This window comes from Marinomonas profundi (genome assembly GCF_020694005.1).
Classification (GTDB): domain Bacteria; phylum Pseudomonadota; class Gammaproteobacteria; order Pseudomonadales; family Marinomonadaceae; genus Marinomonas; species Marinomonas profundi.
The window spans coordinates 1,620,920-1,638,233 of the sequence record NZ_CP073013.1 but is presented as its reverse complement, the minus strand read 5'-3'; the positions used below and the strand labels follow the sequence as shown (position 1 = coordinate 1,638,233).

Here is a 17,314-nt window from a genome sequence, read left to right as displayed (position 1 = left end):
GAACAGTATGAGCGACGTAAAAACACATTCTATTGATATTTCGGCCATGCAACGCAGCCAACAGGCGTTGCGTATTGAAGACGAAACGGTTTGCTTGTCGGTGAATGACTTGCATCTTTATTATGATGATAAAGAAGCCCTAAAAGGGATTAATATGGTTATCCCTGAGAAAAAGGTAACGGCTTTTATCGGGCCTTCTGGTTGTGGTAAGTCGACGCTATTGCGTTGTTTCAACCGTATGAATGATTTGGTGGATACTTGCCGAATTACCGGTGCGATTAATCTTCATAACGACAATATTTATGCCAAAGGCACGGATGTGGCTGAGTTGCGTCGTCGTATTGGTATGGTGTTTCAAAAACCTAATCCCTTCCCCAAAAGCATTTATGAAAATGTCGCGTACGGTCTGCGTATCCAAGGCATTAATAATAAGCGTTTGCTAGACGAAACCGTGGAATGGGCGTTGCGCTCTGCGGCGTTGTGGGATGAAGTAAAAGACCGTTTGCACGAAAGCGCCTTGGGCATGTCGGGTGGTCAGCAACAGCGTTTGGTGATTGCGCGTACGGTCGCGGTCAAGCCAGAAGTGCTTCTGTTGGATGAACCGGCTTCCGCATTGGACCCTATTTCAACGTTAAAAATCGAAGAGCTGATCCATGAGCTCAAGAACGAATTTACCATCGCCATCGTGACGCACAATATGCAACAAGCGGCGCGGGTGTCGGATTACACGGCGTTTATGTATTTAGGCGATTTGGTGGAATTTGGCGATACCAATACCTTGTTTACCAACCCTGAAAAACAACAAACAGAAGATTACATCACGGGCCGCTACGGCTAGGCGGAGGACGCATTATGAAAGAATTAATCACGGATCATATTTCTCAGCAGTTTAATAATGAGCTTGAAGCATTACGCCAACATTTTTTGACCATGGGTGGTGTGGTAGAAAATCAAGTACAAGACGCGGTGCAAGCCTTGCTCGATAGCAACGGAGATTTGGCGGAAGACGTTAAGAAGCAAGACGTCACCGTGAATCAGTTGGATGGTTTGATTGATGAAGAATGTCGACGAATTTTAGCCAAACGCCAACCAGCCGCCTCGGACTTACGTATGGTTTTGTCCATCAGTAAAGCGGTTAGTGAACTAGAGCGTATCGGCGATGAGGCGAAGAAAATCGCCAATTTGACGTTAAACCTAGTCAGTGAAGGCGAATCACCGCGGGGTTATGTTGAGATCAATCGCATCGGCCAAATGGTATCTCGCATGATTCATGACGCCTTGGACGCCTTCGCCCGTTTAGATATTGAGGCGGCGGTGAAAGTCGCCAAGCAAGATCGTGAGGTGGACCAAGAATACAACACTGCGATGCGTTCTTTAGTGACCTACATGATGGAAGATCCGCGCAGTATTTCCCGCGTCATTAACGTGATTTGGGTGCTTCGTTCACTCGAACGTATTGGCGATCACGCGCGTCATACTTGCCAGCATTTGATTTTCATGGTCAGAGGGGTGGACGTTCGTCATGTGAACGTGAACGATTTGACAGTGGACTACAAAGCCAAATAAGCGCTATGACCTTCTCTTGGTTGGCGGTAATGCGAACCAAGAGAAGGGTGTTTTTCCTCTCTCTCCTCATTTCTATCGTTGCCACTCTAGTCTGTCGAGAAAAATACCGGATTATGACTAGGCTCTCTGGCCGAGTTTGTTATCATCGGTTTTTCATTTTAATGGGGTAACAATCCGATGTTTACCATAGCAGCCGATTCGACGAATTCTATTGACGCGTTTTACCCAGATCTCAATGCCCAGCTAGCGGCGTTGCTGAGCGGGGAGCGTGATCTTATTTGTAACGCGGCTCAGCTTTCCGCTTTTGTGATGCAAACGATTCCGGATCTAAATTGGTCGGGATTTTATTTCGTGCGAGGCGATGAGCTGGTGTTGGGGCCTTATGTGGGCAAGGTGGCTTGTACACGAATCCCGTTTGGCCGCGGTGTGTGCGGCCATGCTGCGGCAACGCAACAAACGCAATGCATCGATGATGTTCATGCCTTTGATGGGCACATTGCCTGTGATGCGGCGTCGGCGTCTGAGTTGGTGATTCCGCTGGTTGTAGACGGTAAGTTGGTGGCGGTGTTTGATATCGACAGCCCTAAGGTGGGGCGTTTTTCTGCGCTTGATCAGCAAGGTCTGCAAGGGTTTATTGAGACCTTTGTGGAGGCGACGGATATCCGTTGGTCCTTGTAGCTTTTATGCCCTTATGGCGCCGGATGATTCTGTGGGGCAAAAATACGGCGAATGAAGGGCTCAAACTGACTTTGTGTCAACGGAAACTGCAAAGGAATCACCGCGAACTCTGTCAACAGGCTGGCTTGAGGATGGTAGCTAAGCACCGGGCATGACCGCTCTTGCCACTGTTCAAGGGCGTCAAGGCCTTCGCGTTTAAAGTGGTGGGTGTTGCCAAGAATGACCAGATCGACGTCTATCTCTGCTTGCAGGTCTCCTTCTTTTGAAAGGGTGACATCCATATTGAAGCTGGCCAATTGCAAGCCAATAATTTTTGCCAAATGAATGTCGGTTTCGACCACCAAGACTTGAGTGTTTGGCGGGCAGAGGAAAGGCGTAAACTTGTCTGACGCGGCATGGTTGGTCACATCAAACGGAATATCCACCCAGAATTCGCTGCCTTTTCCCGGCGCACAAGAAAAATGCATTTCGCCTTTCATTAAATACACCAGCTTATGGCATAAGGTTAGGCTTACCCCGACCTTGCTTAGCAAGGGGCCTTCTTGTTGCATCGGTAAAGAAGGGTTTACGCGTAAATTATGCTGCAGCTCCGTTGGCATACCAAGCCCAGTGTCGCGAATCGCAATTTGCATGACTCTGGTGTCGCCATTGGCCGACTGTAATACGGCGGCATTTGAGGTCGCGGGTCTAATTTGCAAGCTAATGCTGCCTGACGGAGTATAAGTAATGGCGTTTTGTAACAGGGTGATGAGAATCTCTTTTACTCGGGCAAAGTCGAGATGGACACGAGACGGAATTTGCGGATCTATATACAGAATACAAATGAGCCCTTTTCGAGTGAGCTGGGGTTCTAGCTCCGCAAGATAGCTTTCCAGCATGGCGGGCAGATTTTCAGTGGTGGGAGACAAGGTAAGCTGCTTGGCGTCAATCAGCGCTAAATCAGAAAACATGCCGATCGTTTGCAGTAATTGTTGCCCGGATTCTTCAATGTGCGTAGACAAAGACGTTGGAACATCAAGCGCTTTTTGGCCATGTAAGGTTTTGGCGATGCCTAAAATGGCGTTAATGGGAGAGCGGATCTCCTGATGAATAAACGCCAACATCTCGGCTCTGTCTTTGTAGACCGAGTTGATGCTCACTTCAAGGCGCGAATTACGTCTAAAGAGCTTATTTAATTCGGCTAGCCCTTTGACGATAAAAAAGCACAAACACAGCAAACCGATCAACAGCGCAATGGAAAGCAACTGAATATAGTCTAGGTTTCTTTGCAGCGTCCGGTGTTGATCGGTAATGTATTCGTTACTGCCCTTGTTGACCAAGGCAATAAACTCATTGGTCTGTACTTCGATTTGCTTGATACGCACGATTAACTCAGGCAGGTAACTGTGATCGCCCATTTCTATTTTCGATAAATTGAGGCTGAGCAATTCAAGTTCGCCATTAATAATATTAAGCAAACGGGTGGTTCGCCCTTCTTCAAAACCTTGGATAAGCGAACCGACTTGCCCTTCTCTGAGCAGGTCGATACGGCTCATCAATAAATCGTACTCAAAAAAAGCCCGTCCATTAAGTGGGTAGTCGCTTTCATCCAGCTCTATCAAGTAGTTAAGCAGGCGATACGATTGGACTTGCAACTGCAGGGCGTTCCACAATGAACTTTCAAATATACGCCGACTGTTGTCTTTGGAGCTGTCGCTGGTGCTGGTAATAATGCCGAAAACCGCCACGGTAATGGTGATAATGAGGGCGATAAAACCGTATAGCATCCGTTGCTTGAATTTGGATAACCAGATTTTTTCCTTAAAAAATTGCACCGTTTACTCCTTTAATATCACTGATTTTATTCGATAAATTTGCCAAATTGAGCGGCCATAAAACACCTCAGATTTTAGCTCCTCGTGCTGATCGAATGGGTAAATAACCATGATTGGGCCAAGATTCCTAAGACTCATTGGCTTACCGTCTTGGTGTGTCGCGAAAATAGCGCCTTGCTCCGTAAAATCCTCCAACGGGATTTCGGTCATATACTGATTGAGCGCGGTGACTTGCAGCCGCGTCCCTTGGCTTTCTAAGCGTGCTAATAAATCGACCGCAGAAAAACCACGATAAGTATGCAGCCCTTTTGCCCAAGGATTATGCGTGGTGACAGTATGTTGCGGCAAGGCTTGCAGCATGGCCATATCAAAATGCGCTTCTTCCCCCGCGTTGGTCTGCTGGATGGCCCCAGACACAGTGAGCAAAACACGGCCGCTTGGCGACGGGAGCGCTTCAGACGCCACGGCGCGCAAAGTACCGCACAACAAAGTACCGCACAACAAGACAGCCGCGACCACAAAAGATAAGCGCATAGGTGAACTCCTCGACACCACAATGGGAAATAGCGCCTATGATAGTCAAATAGGCCGCGTTGAGTCACCTTAAAGCGGCTTATTTATCCCTCTTTTGCCTTTAGCGGCGAGGCTTTTTGACTTAGGTGTCGAGATTAAGCGATTTCAGCAAGCCGTGAGCAGGCCGCTTGGTGTTCCCTAGACAACACTTGCAAGAGGGGTTTTTGTTGCGTGCAGCCTTCATTAGCATGAGGACAACGAGTACGGAAAACACAGCCAGAAGGTGGACTGATCGGCGACGGCAAATCCCCGGTTAATAGCTGGATTTTTTTCCCGCGCTCGATTCTTGGGTCCGGCACGGGAACGGCAGAGAGCAACGCCTTGGTGTAAGGGTGCTGAGGGTTATCATACAAGGCGCGCTTGCTGGCCAGTTCCACCGCATTGCCCAAATACATCACCAAAACGCGATCTGAAATGTGTTTTACCACACTCAAATCGTGAGCGATAAACACCAAAGACAAGCCCATTTCCGCTTGCAGCTCTTTCAATAAGTTAACCACTTGCGCTTGAATCGACACGTCTAACGCCGAAACCGGTTCGTCACAGACCACTAACTTGGGCTTGAGGATCAACGCGCGAGCAATACCAATACGCTGACATTGACCGCCTGAAAACTCATGCGGATAACGGTTAATCACATTCGGCAATAAGCCGACGCGATCCATGATGGCACGCACTTCGGCTTTGACCGCCGCTTTCGATAACTCTGGCCGAAAGGTTCTAAGGGGTTCGGCAATGATATCGCCGACCGTCATGCGAGGATCCAGCGACGCCAAAGGATCTTGAAAGATCATTTGCAGCTCTTGACGCTTGCTGCGCATTTGCTTTTTGTCCAGATCGGTCAGGTCTTGTCCCAGCCACACCACGTTGCCTTCGGTAATGGGCACAAGGCGCAATAAAGCGCGGGCAAGGGTGGATTTTCCACAACCAGATTCCCCCACGACCCCCAGGGTTTCCCCTTCATAGAGGGTTAAACTGACCCCGTCTACGGCTTTTAGCGTTTGGCCCTTTTGCCACGGCCAAGCCTTGTCTGATTTGATGTTGAAGTGGACTTTTAAATCATTGACTTCCATTAGTACGTTATTTTCAGTCTTCATTAGGCAACCCACCCATCAACAGATTTATGGCACGCGCGCAGTTGGCCCGGTGCAAACTCTTGCAGCGTTGGCATGCTTTCTAAGCAACGATCTTGAACAAATTCGCAACGCGCTTGAAACGGACAGCCAGAGGGCAAATTCAATAAATTTGGCGGGTTGCCGGCAATGGTCGAGAGCATTGCGTCGTTGGCATCCAGACGTGGAATGGCGTTGAGCAAACCTTGGGTATAAGGGTGTGTAGGACGATAAAACACGTCTTCTGCGCTGCCGTATTCCATGGTTTGTCCGGCGTACATTACTAGCACCTTGTCACATAAGCCCGCCACCACGCCCAAATCATGGGTGATCATGATGATGGCGGTATTGAAGTCGTCTTTTAGTTCGTTCAGCAAGGTTAAAATCTGTGCTTGTACGGTGACGTCTAACGCCGTGGTTGGCTCATCGGCGATCAACAGCTTGGGTTGGCACAATAACGCCATGGCGATCATCACGCGCTGTCTCATACCGCCAGAAAATTCGTGTGGATACATGTTCATGCGTTTACGCGCTTCGGGCATTTTTACCGCGTCGAGCATTTTTACCGAGGCTTCAAAGGCTTCGGCTTTGCTCATGCCTTTGTGCAGCATCAAGACTTCCATCAGCTGCTTACCGACTTTCATGTAAGGATTCAATGAGGTCATTGGGTCTTGGAAAATCATCGCCATTTCTTTAGAGCGAAGGCGGTTCATGGCTTTTTCATTTAGGGTCAGAATATTTTGCTCATTAAAGCGCGCTTCCCCTTCAATGACGCCGTTGCCCGCTAACAGCCCCATTAGGGCAAACGCAGTTTGGCTTTTGCCTGAGCCAGATTCGCCCACGATGCCAAGGGTTTCGCCTTGTGCCAAGGTGAAATTCAGATCATTTACGGCGGTCACAAAGCCATCGGGTGTTTTGAAGTTTACTTTTAGATTGGTAACGTCTAATAAATGCTTTTTACTGGATAAGCTCATAAAATCTCCTTAGCGGTCTTTTGGATCAAGCGCATCGCGTAAGCCATCGCCGAGGAAGTTAAAACAAAACAACGTCACCACTAGGAAGCCAAGCGGCCAAGCCAATTGCCAAATGGCAATCTCCATATTCTGAGCACCTTCAGAAATCAACGCGCCCCAGCTGGTCATGGGTTCTTGTACGCCCAGTCCCAAGAAACTGATAAAAGACTCTAATAAAATCATATTCGGCACCAACAAGGTGGCGTAAACGACCACTATGCCAAGCACGTTGGGCACAATGTGGCGCAAGATGATTTTCGGTGTCGACACACCACAGGCGTAGGCGGCTTCAATGTATTCTTTGTTTTTCAGGCTCAAGGTCTGACCGCGCACGATCCGCGCCATGTCGAGCCAAGAAATCGCGCCAATGGCGACGAAGATCAAGAAGATGTGACGGCCAAACAAGGTCATCAAAATGATCACAAAGAACATGAAGGGAAAGGAATTCAGAATTTCCAAAAAACGCATCATCACACTGTCGACACGTCCACCAATGTAACCGGAGGTTGCGCCGTAAAGCGTGCCAATCACAATCGCCACCACGCTGCCCATGATGCCAACCAACAAGGAGATTTGCCCGCCTTGCATGGTGCGTACAAAAATATCGCGGCCCAATGTGTCGGTGCCAAAATAGTGGCTGTTCTCAATGTTGGGACGACCTAAGGTCGAAATGTCAGACAAGGCTTCCCAGTCAATATCGTCGTAATTCCATGGGCTGAAAAACGGCCCCAGCAAAGCAATCGCGGTAATAATCAGCAGAATAATTAGGCTAGTCACCGCCGCATGGTTCGAAAAAAAGCGCCGGCGCGCGTCTTGCCATAAACTGCGACCTTCGACTTCCACCACTTTTTCGGCGAACTGTTCGACGGCCTGAATGTTGTCTTTTGTAGTCATCATAATGATAAGGCCTTAGTAGCGAATTTTCGGGTCAATGAGCGCGTATAAAATGTCGACAATGGCATTGAATAGAATCGTTAAGGTGCCGACCAAAATGGTCACGCCCATGACCATGGAGTAGTCTCGATTCAAGGCGCCATTGATAAAGTGTTGGCCAATCCCGCCGGTACCAAAATACACGTCAACAATCACCGAGCCGGTCACAATGCCGACAAAGGCCGGTCCAAGATAAGAAACAACGGGCAGCATGGCGGGGCGCAAGGCGTGTTGAAAAATAATGCGGTATTTTGGCAAGCCTTTGGCGCGCGCGGTACGGATAAAGTTGGAGTGCATGGTTTCAATCATGCTGCCACGCGTAATACGGGCGATTTGCGCAATATAGCTGGTGGACATGGCAATCACCGGCATCACCAAGTAAGGCCACGCGCCGCCATTCCAGCCACCGGGGGGGAGCCATTGGTTATAAATGGAGAAAAATAGGATGCACAACGGCGCCAAAACGAAATTCGGTAACACAATGCCGAGGTTGGCAACGCCCATGACGCTGTAATCTAACCATGAGTTTTGTCGCAAGGCGGCAATAATACCGCAGCCCACGCCAATAATAAGCGCGACCAGAAAAGACCAAATGCCGATTTCTGCCGAGACGGGAAAACTCTGCGCGATCAGTTCGTTAATGGTGAAATCTTTATAGCGAAACGACGGCCCTAAATCCCCTTGCAGCAAGCCTCCGAGATAATAAAAGTACTGATTAATAACCGGTTCATCTAGGTGGTATTTGGCGTTGATGTTCGCCAACACTTCGGGCGGCAAGGTACGTTCGCTGGAAAATGGGCTGCCTGGGGCAGAGTGCATCAAGAAGAAAGAAACCGTGATCAAAATCAACAAGGTTGGAATGGCTTCTAAAATGCGTTTTGAAATAAATGTCAGCATAAAAATTACCGGATTAGGCGCTATCAATGGCAGCTAATACTAGGAACCTGTAGGGCGTTCAAGAGGTCCCCAGCACCGAAGTGCTGGGGTGGTTTTCAACACAGAACCACAACGCCGAATTAGTGCTTGATGATGTACATATCACGCACGTAAACGTTGTCTTCTGGATTGGGCATGTAGCCACCTAGGTAGCTTTTTACCAAACGTTTTTCGGTGTATTGGTAGATGGGAGCGACCGCCATGTCTTGCTCGATGGCAATCTCTTCTGCTTGGTTGTAGTTCGCAGCGGGGTGCTGCATGGTACGAGCATCGTGCAATAGCTGGTCGTATTTGCTGTTGCTGTATTTGCCGTCGTTATTACCGTGCGTGGTGGTGAGCAGGTCTAACATGGTAGAGGCTTCATTGTAGTCGCCAATCCAGCCCGCACGGGCAATATCAAATTGCTGATGCTTTTTGCTTTCTAGGTAGGTTTTCCACTCTTGGTTCTCTAAGGTGACGTTAACGCCTAGGGTTTTTTTCCACATTGAGGCAATCGCAATGGCGATTTTCTTGTGATTTTCATTGGTGTTGTACAGCAAGCTAAAAGACAGCGGGTTACTTGAGCTGTAGCCGGCTTCGGCTAATAACGCTTTGGCTTTTTCGTTACGCTCTTTTTGTGTCCAAGTGGCGTATTCTGGCGTGGCGGGTGAGAAATCATTAACCACTTCTGGCGTAAAGGAATACGCAGGCAGCTCGCCTGTGCCGGTCACAAACTGGGTAATCACGTCGCGGTCGATGGCATAAGACAAGGCTTTGCGTACGCGAACGTCATTGTAGGGCGCTTTGGTGAGGTTGTATTGGTAGTAGTAAGTCCCCAATTTTGGTGTCACCACAACGTTATCAGGCATATCGCGCATCAACTGTTTGAAGTGGTCGTTTGGGATTTCATAACTCAAATCCATTTGACCCGCTTGAAAGCGTTTCAGCTCGGCGTTAGGCGATTCAATGGGCAAATAGGTAACCTGGTTGATGATGGTTTTGGCGTCATTCCAATAGTGTTTGTTACGCGTGAAAACCATCTTCTCGTTGACGATCCATTCGTCCATTTTATAGGCGCCGTTCGACACCATGTGTTCTGGTTTCGTCCAATCATCACCCCATTTCTCGACCACTTTTTTGGGGACGGGGAACATGGTTTGGTGCGAGGTCATTTTGACAAAGTAAGGCACAGGGCGCTCAAGGGTCACTTGGAAAGTGTAAGCGTCTAGGGCTTTTACGCCCAAGGTTGACGGCTCCGCTTCGCCAGCAATGATGCTAGTGGCGTTCACAATCGACGGGATTTCCATGAACCAAGCGTATGGCGAAGCAAGCGCCGGATCAACGGCACGGGTAAACGCGTAAACAAAGTCTTCCGCGGTTACTGGGTCGCCATTAGACCATTTGGCGTCTTTGCGTAGGTGGAAGGTGTATTGGGTGTTGTCGGCGTTTACATCAAAGCTTGTCGCAACGCCGGGTATTTGGTTGCCGTCGGCATCTTGGTTATATAACCCTTCGAACAGGTCTTTTGATCGAATCGAACCGGGCGTGCCTTCCATTTTTTGTGGGTCAAGGGTGGCGGGCTCGGCACCACCACCACGCACGAGTTCTTGTTTCGCAGCCAATTCGACCCCAGCCGGGACGTCAGCGGCGTGGGCGTGTAGAGCAAAAAGAGAGGTGGCCAGAATGGCGCTGGCGAGCAATGTTTTTTTCATTGTTATTCAGTTCCTTATGAGTGAAATTTGGTGCGTGCATTTTTTATTGTTAGGCGTGATATCTGCACTCTTGTATCCGCCTTGTGGTTTCATAGTTCATCAATTTGCCAAGGGTCACAATCGAAATTGCGTATCGGGTCATGCGTCTAGTAAATGTCAGTTTTGTCAAAACCTAATGGCAAGGGCTTGTTGCGCGCAGGCGTTGCATTCGCATAGACCGAGCGGGTCGCTACTTTGTCATTTGAAAGGCTTTGTTATTTGAAAGGCTTTGTGGAGCCGCGAAAGTCGTCATGATATTCTGTGGCGCTTACGGCGATTCTATTAAACGATTCACATTAAACGACTCACATTAAAAGGTGTTACAGACCGTGATTACTCAACCATTTAAAGCCGCAGGGGCTTTTCTGAAAGCGTTGCCTTTGGTTCTGTCAAAAGATTTAAGGGTGTTTATATTGATTCCGTTATTGGCCAACTTTGCCTTGATGGCGCTTATTTACATGCTGGCGTTTGGGTATTTCCAAGACTTATTAGGTTACGCCATGGGGTATGTGCCGGAGTGGGTGTCTTTTTTAAATTGGCTGTTTTATCTTATTTTTGGTGCCATTATTACGGTGCTTTTGTTTTATAGCTTTTCGGTGGGCGTGAATATTTTGGCGGCACCTTTTATGGCCTTTTTGGCGGAAAAAGTAGAGGAAAAAGAAACCGGTAGGGTGTTTGATGAACGTTTAACCATGGGCGTTATCATGGCGATGGTGGGGCGTAGTTTGCTGCGAGAGTGCCAAAAAATAGGTTATTTTCTGCCACGTTTTATATTACTGCTGCTGTTGTCTTTTATTCCACTTGTGAATGTGATCGCTCCTGTGTTGTTATTGTCTTTTTCTGCTTGGATGTTAGCGTTGCAGTATATGGATTACGCCTTTGATAATAACAAGGTGACATTCCATAATATGAGAATGGCATTACGCTCCAAGCCTTTGTTATGTTGGACATTTGGTGGAATGGTGATGGTCAGTTTGACTATTCCTTTTTTCAATTTATTTGTGATGCCGATCGCCGTTGTTGCGGCCACACTATTGTGGATTTCGGTATTTAGATCTGAGCAGGAGAAGGTTTCTACCTGGCTGGATCGCACTGATGGAACTTTGTGATGTCGTTAAAAATATTGGTCGTGGATGACGCCTCTTTTACCCGTGATTTGATTCGCAGAACGTTGCGTAAGCAGTTTCCTGCTTGTGTGATAGAAGATGCGGTAAATGGTCGAAAAGCACAGCAAATGATGACAAAACATCAATTTGATATGGTGTTGTGTGATTGGGAAATGCCTGAAATGACGGGTGTGGAATTGCTCAAATGGTGTCGAGAACAGCCCAAATATAAAAAAGAAAATGTGCCGTTTGTGATGATTACCAGCCGTGGCGATAAAAGCCATGTGGTGGAAGCAGTACAGGCTGGCGTGACGGATTATCTGGGCAAGCCTTTTTCCAGTGAGCAGCTTATCAATAAGGTCTTTTCGGCGGCCAAGAAACACAGCATAGAGAACAAACTGTCTTCTCAGCGGCCACGTGAGTCGAATACGCCGGGCGGTGTCAGCTCGGCGTCGTTGGATGTATTGATGGGGGCCGGAAAGTCAGCGGCTCCGGCTCAAAGCGCAAAAATCACCACGCCTGATGCGCCAGTCCCCACGGTAAAAGACGTCAAAATACCCACTATGGTGCGCTTTGAAGGCAAACAATTTCGCTGCATGATTATTCAATTCAGCAAAATGGAAGCGACCATGTTTATTAAAAGTGACGATGTGGTGCCGCAAGTACTGGGGCAAGCCGTATTGGATTTGGAGTTTGACAGCAAGGTCAACCGGCTCAACTACTATGTTCAATCAGTGGCTACGTCAGAGAAAAAACACGATTCCACCTTCTTGACCGTGATCTTGAGCCTGATTGACCAAGACAGCGAAAAAGAGACGTTTATTAGCCGGTTGTTTGATAGCTTATAAATCCCCATTATCAACCCCTCCCTAACCCTCCCCTTGAAGATAAGGGGGAGGGAATAGATCTTAATCTAACACCTTCCCTTGAAGATAAAAGTGGAGCGTCGATCTAGCTCCTCCCCCTTGCAAAGGGGGAGGCTGGGGTACACTTAATTACTTGGCGAACCTTAATTATTGTCTATAGGAGTTGGCAGCGCTGGAATCGTATCGATTCGGGTACGATTGGCGGGGAAGTAACAAGAAAAGGTACTGCCTACGCCGGGTTGGCTGCGAATGTGTAATTTGGCGTCATGGTGCAATAACACATGTTTGACGATGGCTAAGCCAAGCCCTGTGCCACCGGTTTTTGAACCTCGGCCTTTATCAACCCGAAAGAAGCGTTCTGTGAGTCTGGGGATGTATCTTGGTTCTATGCCCAATCCTGAATCTTTCACTGAAAACACGCCGTTAAACTCGCCGGATTCCCACTTTATTTGAATCGTTCCGCCATCGGGTGAATACTTAATGGCGTTGACGATCAGGTTCGAGAAGGCGCTGTATAAGTCTTTATAAGAGCCATAAATGCGCGCATCGTCAGGAATGTCTGCAGACAGTGTGTGTTTGTCTGTCAGCATAGGCGCGGTGACATTGCTGATTGCGTGCACCACATCGATCAGGTTAAACCATTGACTTTCCTCACGTTTGTCGTTGCCTTCTAAGCGCGACAGTAAGAGTAGATCTTCAATGAGTTGCTCCATTCGGTCTGATTGATCAGACATATTATCGATGCCTTTCTGCATGCTTTTTGGCAGGTTGTCTTTAAACAGGCTGAGGGTTTCTAAATAGCCTTTTATGACGGTAAGGGGGGTTTTTAGCTCATGGGAGGCGTTGGCGACAAAGTCTTTGCGCATTTGCTCTAGCAAGTGTAAGCGGGTCACGTCACGGACAAAAATCAGGTGGTCGTTTTTGTCGTACAGCGTGGTTTGAATTTCCAGATACACGCCATCTTTGGCGGGTGATTTGATAATTAATGGTTCGCCAAAGCGTTTTTGGCTGAAGTAACGGAAAAATTCTGGGTTACGCACAATATTGGTAATGGCTTGGCCACGGTCAATCGGGCGCTGTAAACCTAGAAAGTGCGCGGCGGAATTGTTCCACCATTCTAAATTGCCTTGATTGTCGGCCATGATGACGCCTTCTTTTAAGGCGGTGGTGGAGCTTTCGATGCGGGTTAGTGCTTGGCGCATGCGGCGCTTGGATTTGCGTTGTTTTTTTTGTAGCCGATAGACGGCATCAAACACTTCGCCCCAAATGCCACTGGCTTCTGGCGGTGCCGCTCGGCCAGCATAGCGTAACCAATTCTGAAATTGATACAGCTGATAAAGCTGCCAGTACAAAGAGCCTAAGACGTAGAGCAGCAAAACACCCAGTAATTGCCCGATAATCAGGCCAATGACAATGCAAGCGGCTAAACCGCTTAGCCAAGCAATAATGGTGTTTCGCCACATGGTTTTCATAAAGACCTTTTTGCTGAGAAGCGGTAGCCTGTTCCTCGTACGGTTTGTATCAAGAAATCATGGGAGCCACCGATGGCTTTGCGTAAACGACGTATATGAACGTCAACCGTGCGCTCTTCAACGTAGACATTGCCACCCCAGACTTGATCCAGTAGCTGCGCCCGTGAATAAGCACGTTCTTGGTGCGTCATCAGGAATTTGAGTAGACGGTATTCTGTCGGCCCCATGTCTAACGGGCGGCTGCCTATGGTGACGCGCTGACTAATGGGGTCGAGTAGCAAGCCTTCTATTTCTATCGGCTCGTCAACCCCTTGAGGGGTCGCTCGGCGTAGCACGGCTTTGAGTCGAGCGACCAGTTCACGCGGTGAGAAAGGTTTGGTGATGTAGTCATCCGCACCGACTTCTAAGCCTTGGATTTTATTGTCTTCTTCGCTTTTTGCGGTCAGCATGATGACCGGAATTTCGGCCGTGGTGCTGTCTTTCTTTAGGCGACGAGTCAATTCGATACCGCTACCACCGGGCATCATCCAATCGACCAAAATAAGGTCGGGCCTATGGTCCACGATGATTTCGTGGGCTTGTTGTATATTTTCGGCTTCCAAATATTCATAACCTGCCATTTCAAGTGCAATAGCAATCATTTCGCGTATGGAAGATTCGTCATCAATAATTAATACTTTTTTACCGGTCACAGGATATACCCTCATCTCAGGAACGGTTTTATTAAAGCGGTCAAATGTGACAATTCGATTACATTGTCACAACTTTGCCATATATTACATAAAATAGCTTACTGCTAAACCGATAAAGATACAGTAACCAACGCGATTGTTGTCTAAAAAGGAGCGAAAGCAGGCTTGGCGTTCACGCTCTTTTGCTTGTTTAAATTGCTGATAAAACAATCCGATACAGACGATCAGCGACACAAAATAGAGCCAATGCAGTTCCGCCAGCACACCAATCCATGTCATCAAAGACAAGGTCAGTCCTTGTAAGCAAACGATGACAAATAAGTCATATTGGCCAAATAAAATCGCCGTGGATTTGACGCCAATTTTTAAGTCGTCTGGGCGGTCTGTCATGGCGTAGTAAGTGTCGTAGGCAATGGTCCAAAAGCAATTGGCGACAAACAGCATCCACAGTTCAGGGTCTGCTAAATGGCCGCCTTGTGCACTGTATGCCATGGGGATCGCCCAAGAAAACGCTAACCCCAAAAAAAGCTGAGGCAGATGGGTATATCGTTTCATAAAGGGGTACAGTGCAGCAAGACCCAAACCAACGAACGACAGTAAAATCGTCCGCAGATCGGTAAACAGTACCAGGATAAAACTCAAAAGAGACAGTGCGGCAAACAGCATTAGGGCTTCTTTTTCCGATACTCGCCCCGCGGGCAGCGGGCGGTTTTTAGTACGATCAACAAAGCCATCGATTTTTCTATCGGCGTAGTCGTTAATGACACAACCGGCTGAACGCATGCTAAAAACGCCTATGACAAAAATTATCACCAGATGCCACTGAGGCAGGCCTTCGGCGGCTAACCATAATGCCCATAATGTCGGCCACAATAGCAGCAGAGAGCCAATAGGGCGGTTAAATCGGGTTAATTCTGCGTAATCTTTAAGTTTGTTCATAACAATCCAAACGGTGTTTTTAGTTGGTTTATTTCATCAAAAAAAGCCTCATTTACCAGTATTCCAGGGCCATATTGGTGGAACACAGAACGCCTTGCCCATAAGGCGGTGTGCTGATCGGGGAACATGCGTTTTGGTAATTGAGTGACTTCAATAGGGCTGCGAATGAGTGATCTGTGCTGGAACAAATAACCACCCAAGGGTTTGTTTTTTAAATGTTTTACCTGTCGCCAATGGCCTTGTAAAGACCTAGCGGGAATAATAGAGCGCGCATAAATGACAGCTTTACCGTCTACCTTGAGCAGCACAGTGCGGATTCTGGCGGCTTCTCTAGGGCGTAAGTTGAGGCGTTTTTTTTCTCGAGAGGTTGGCGTGCCCCAAGCGTCTTCAATCACCTCGACCGTGAGTTCTCCCAAGGATTGCAGCTTGGTCGTTAAAGAAGCGTGAGTGATCAGCCATGGCCATAACGTTTTGGGAGCCTTGGTTTTATTAACACGATGAATGGGCGCCCAGCGATAGTCAAATTGTTGGGCGGCTAGAGGATTCATGATTGTCATAAAACGTTAAGTGTTCATTTTATTGATCAAAGCGACCATTTTATGTAGCTCTGCTGACGATTGATAGACCTTTTCCCGACAGGCTTGCGCTTCTTCAAGCGTCAGCCCAATTTCTAATAACACCGAAGGGTCAATCTCCCCGTCATTGCGCAGCTGATGGGAGAGGTAAAGTAACTTGGCTAACAGGGCGTGTTCGCCATAATAATGGGGCTTTTTACTGTAACGAATGGCGGTCCAGATATTGTCAGGTAGGCTCCAATAACGTAATAACCACGACCCTAACTGCTCTTTGGTGAAGTGCAGTATTTGCATTTCAATCAGCTCTGAGGGCAAGTGAGCATTGGCTTCTTGATAACGCGATAGAATCGAAAAATGCGGTGGCAAAATAGTGCTTATCGCTAAGTAGCCAAAATTGTGCAGTAAACCCGCGAGATAAGCATGGCCAAGTTTAGGGCGCTGTTGTGCCGGCATGGCTTTTGCCAAGGATTCCATGAGTACCGCGTTGGAAACCGAGCCTAACCAAAAATCTTCATAGTGGCGCGGGCCGTCTTCTGGCGCTTGGAAGCCGTTTCCCATGGACAGTCCCAGTGCTAGGTTCATCACCATATCGAAGCCTAAAACGCGAATCACGGCATCTTCCACCGATTCTATGTTGCCCGGCGCGCCATAGTAAGGGGATGACGCCCAGCTGATGACTTGTGCCGCTAAGCTTGGATCGAGTGCGATGATATCGCATAGCTCATCGGTTCCGGCTGTCTTATCGGTTGAGAGACGGATGATGCGATGGGATGAGACCGGCAACGGCGGAATTTCTAATGTTTCTTCTAGGCGCTGCTTGAGTCGAATAGATTGGAATCGCCCTAATGCTTGCAGTATTTGCTCTTCATCATTCTCGTGGTTGTCTACCGGATGTTTGATGAGTTGAGTGGGCAGAGAAATCGGTTCGAAACGATTTAATGGCCCAGAGAATAAGGTCTGCAATTCTGCAGCACACAGATCTTTATATTGACCATCATGATGAGTCCGTATGGCGACGGAGGTTGCTTTTAATAAGCTGACTTCCAGTATCGTGGCGACGCTATTTGGCTTAATGAGAGGGTCGCCCATGCTATGGAAGCTCATGACGGGTTCAAAGCGACGTTTGGTAAGGCGTGAAACCGCCGCAATATCGAGCATGTTGCTTTCAGGAAAAATCACCTGTAGACGACCAGTATGATCCGCTAAATGTACAACACGCAATTTTTGACTGAGCGGACGGTCGGTTGGCGGTAGCATAAATATCTCGATTAAAATAAGTCTAAAGTGACTGACATGAAAAAGCCCCGTT

At 48.0% G+C, this 17,314-nt stretch carries 17 protein-coding genes; 5 read left to right on the top strand and 12 right to left on the bottom strand.

Annotated features, from left to right (window positions below):
- Positions 1 to 7 precede the first annotated feature (7 nt).
- The 3 genes from pstB (at position 8) to J8N69_RS07685 (ending at position 2,244) form a co-directional block, all read left to right on the top strand.
- Positions 8 to 838: a phosphate ABC transporter ATP-binding protein PstB gene (pstB, locus tag J8N69_RS07695; protein WP_168823813.1), complete on the top strand. Its 831-nt coding sequence runs from the start codon at positions 8 to 10 to the stop codon at positions 836 to 838.
- Between the two features lie 14 nt (positions 839 to 852).
- The gene (gene phoU, locus J8N69_RS07690) at positions 853 to 1,566 is read left to right on the top strand and encodes a phosphate signaling complex protein PhoU (protein WP_168823815.1); all 714 of its coding nucleotides are present in this window, start codon (positions 853 to 855) and stop codon (positions 1,564 to 1,566) included.
- A gap of 177 nt (positions 1,567 to 1,743) precedes the next feature.
- Entirely contained in the window at positions 1,744 to 2,244 is a 501-nt protein-coding gene (locus J8N69_RS07685; RefSeq protein WP_168823817.1) for a GAF domain-containing protein, read from the top strand.
- Positions 2,245 to 2,255: 11 nt separating this feature from the next.
- Here the strand turns inward: J8N69_RS07685 and J8N69_RS07680 are convergent, their stop codons facing one another.
- The 7 genes from J8N69_RS07680 to J8N69_RS07650 all read right to left on the bottom strand — a co-directional run bounded on the left by J8N69_RS07680 (position 2,256) and on the right by J8N69_RS07650 (position 10,316).
- Positions 2,256 to 4,058, bottom strand: a complete 1,803-nt coding sequence (locus J8N69_RS07680; protein WP_227804009.1) for a sensor histidine kinase — start codon at positions 4,056 to 4,058, stop codon at positions 2,256 to 2,258.
- 3 nt (positions 4,059 to 4,061) lie between these two features.
- Positions 4,062 to 4,592 carry a molybdopterin-dependent oxidoreductase gene (locus J8N69_RS07675; RefSeq protein ID WP_168823818.1) on the bottom strand — a complete coding sequence of 177 codons (531 nt, stop codon included), beginning with the start codon at positions 4,590 to 4,592 and terminating at the stop codon, positions 4,062 to 4,064.
- Between the two features lie 134 nt (positions 4,593 to 4,726).
- The gene (oppF, locus tag J8N69_RS07670; protein WP_168823820.1) at positions 4,727 to 5,728 is read right to left on the bottom strand and encodes a murein tripeptide/oligopeptide ABC transporter ATP binding protein OppF; all 1,002 of its coding nucleotides are present in this window, start codon (positions 5,726 to 5,728) and stop codon (positions 4,727 to 4,729) included.
- Entirely contained in the window at positions 5,728 to 6,717 is a 990-nt protein-coding gene (gene oppD / locus J8N69_RS07665) for an ABC transporter ATP-binding protein (protein ID WP_168823822.1), read from the bottom strand. Before oppD ends, oppF begins: the two co-directional genes overlap by 1 nt.
- A 9-nt stretch (positions 6,718 to 6,726) precedes the next feature.
- Positions 6,727 to 7,653, bottom strand: coding sequence for an oligopeptide ABC transporter permease OppC (gene oppC / locus J8N69_RS07660; RefSeq protein WP_168823824.1), 927 nt, complete (start codon positions 7,651 to 7,653; stop codon positions 6,727 to 6,729).
- Positions 7,654 to 7,665: 12 nt separating this feature from the next.
- Positions 7,666 to 8,586, bottom strand: a complete 921-nt coding sequence (oppB, locus tag J8N69_RS07655) for an oligopeptide ABC transporter permease OppB (RefSeq protein WP_168823826.1) — start codon at positions 8,584 to 8,586, stop codon at positions 7,666 to 7,668.
- Between the two features lie 119 nt (positions 8,587 to 8,705).
- Positions 8,706 to 10,316: a peptide ABC transporter substrate-binding protein gene (locus J8N69_RS07650; RefSeq protein ID WP_168823828.1), complete on the bottom strand. Its 1,611-nt coding sequence runs from the start codon at positions 10,314 to 10,316 to the stop codon at positions 8,706 to 8,708.
- 368 nt (positions 10,317 to 10,684) lie between these two features.
- Here J8N69_RS07650 and cysZ point away from each other — a divergent pair, with 368 nt between their 5' ends.
- On the top strand, positions 10,685 to 11,464 hold the full coding sequence (gene cysZ, locus J8N69_RS07645) for a sulfate transporter CysZ (protein WP_168823830.1): 780 nt from the start codon (positions 10,685 to 10,687) through the stop codon (positions 11,462 to 11,464).
- Positions 11,464 to 12,309 carry a response regulator gene (locus J8N69_RS07640; RefSeq protein ID WP_168823832.1) on the top strand — a complete coding sequence of 282 codons (846 nt, stop codon included), beginning with the start codon at positions 11,464 to 11,466 and terminating at the stop codon, positions 12,307 to 12,309. Before cysZ ends, J8N69_RS07640 begins: the two co-directional genes overlap by 1 nt.
- 161 nt (positions 12,310 to 12,470) lie before the next feature.
- Here J8N69_RS07640 and phoR read toward each other — a convergent pair whose 3' ends face one another.
- The 5 genes from phoR to J8N69_RS07615 form a co-directional block, all read right to left on the bottom strand.
- Positions 12,471 to 13,799, bottom strand: a complete 1,329-nt coding sequence (gene phoR / locus J8N69_RS07635) for a phosphate regulon sensor histidine kinase PhoR (protein WP_168823833.1) — start codon at positions 13,797 to 13,799, stop codon at positions 12,471 to 12,473.
- Positions 13,796 to 14,491, bottom strand: a complete 696-nt coding sequence (phoB, locus tag J8N69_RS07630) for a phosphate regulon transcriptional regulator PhoB (RefSeq protein WP_168823835.1) — start codon at positions 14,489 to 14,491, stop codon at positions 13,796 to 13,798. The genes phoR and phoB overlap by 4 nt, the downstream gene beginning before the upstream one ends.
- An 84-nt stretch (positions 14,492 to 14,575) precedes the next feature.
- A complete protein-coding gene (ubiA, locus tag J8N69_RS07625; RefSeq protein WP_168823837.1) occupies positions 14,576 to 15,430 on the bottom strand; it encodes a 4-hydroxybenzoate octaprenyltransferase in 855 nt (284 codons plus the stop codon).
- On the bottom strand, positions 15,427 to 15,987 hold the full coding sequence (locus J8N69_RS07620; protein ID WP_168823839.1) for a chorismate--pyruvate lyase family protein: 561 nt from the start codon (positions 15,985 to 15,987) through the stop codon (positions 15,427 to 15,429). The genes ubiA and J8N69_RS07620 overlap by 4 nt, the downstream gene beginning before the upstream one ends.
- A 6-nt stretch (positions 15,988 to 15,993) precedes the next feature.
- Positions 15,994 to 17,262, bottom strand: a complete 1,269-nt coding sequence (locus J8N69_RS07615; RefSeq protein ID WP_168823841.1) for an HDOD domain-containing protein — start codon at positions 17,260 to 17,262, stop codon at positions 15,994 to 15,996.
- Between the last annotated feature and the right edge of the window lie 52 nt (positions 17,263 to 17,314).

Coding starts and splice junctions, on each gene's coding strand:
- pstB (WP_168823813.1), top strand. CDS start 8: ATGAGCGACGTAAAAACACATTCTATTGATATTTCGGCCATGCAACGC.
- phoU (WP_168823815.1), top strand. CDS start 853: ATGAAAGAATTAATCACGGATCATATTTCTCAGCAGTTTAATAATGAG.
- J8N69_RS07685 (WP_168823817.1), top strand. CDS start 1,744: ATGTTTACCATAGCAGCCGATTCGACGAATTCTATTGACGCGTTTTAC.
- J8N69_RS07675 (WP_168823818.1), bottom strand. CDS start 4,592: ATGCGCTTATCTTTTGTGGTCGCGGCTGTCTTGTTGTGCGGTACTTTG.
- oppF (WP_168823820.1), bottom strand. CDS start 5,728: ATGAAGACTGAAAATAACGTACTAATGGAAGTCAATGATTTAAAAGTC.
- oppD (WP_168823822.1), bottom strand. CDS start 6,717: ATGAGCTTATCCAGTAAAAAGCATTTATTAGACGTTACCAATCTAAAA.
- oppC (WP_168823824.1), bottom strand. CDS start 7,653: ATGATGACTACAAAAGACAACATTCAGGCCGTCGAACAGTTCGCCGAA.
- oppB (WP_168823826.1), bottom strand. CDS start 8,586: ATGCTGACATTTATTTCAAAACGCATTTTAGAAGCCATTCCAACCTTG.
- J8N69_RS07650 (WP_168823828.1), bottom strand. CDS start 10,316: ATGAAAAAAACATTGCTCGCCAGCGCCATTCTGGCCACCTCTCTTTTT.
- J8N69_RS07640 (WP_168823832.1), top strand. CDS start 11,464: ATGTCGTTAAAAATATTGGTCGTGGATGACGCCTCTTTTACCCGTGAT.
- phoR (WP_168823833.1), bottom strand. CDS start 13,799: ATGAAAACCATGTGGCGAAACACCATTATTGCTTGGCTAAGCGGTTTA.
- ubiA (WP_168823837.1), bottom strand. CDS start 15,430: ATGAACAAACTTAAAGATTACGCAGAATTAACCCGATTTAACCGCCCT.
- J8N69_RS07620 (WP_168823839.1), bottom strand. CDS start 15,987: ATGACAATCATGAATCCTCTAGCCGCCCAACAATTTGACTATCGCTGG.
- J8N69_RS07615 (WP_168823841.1), bottom strand. CDS start 17,262: ATGCTACCGCCAACCGACCGTCCGCTCAGTCAAAAATTGCGTGTTGTA.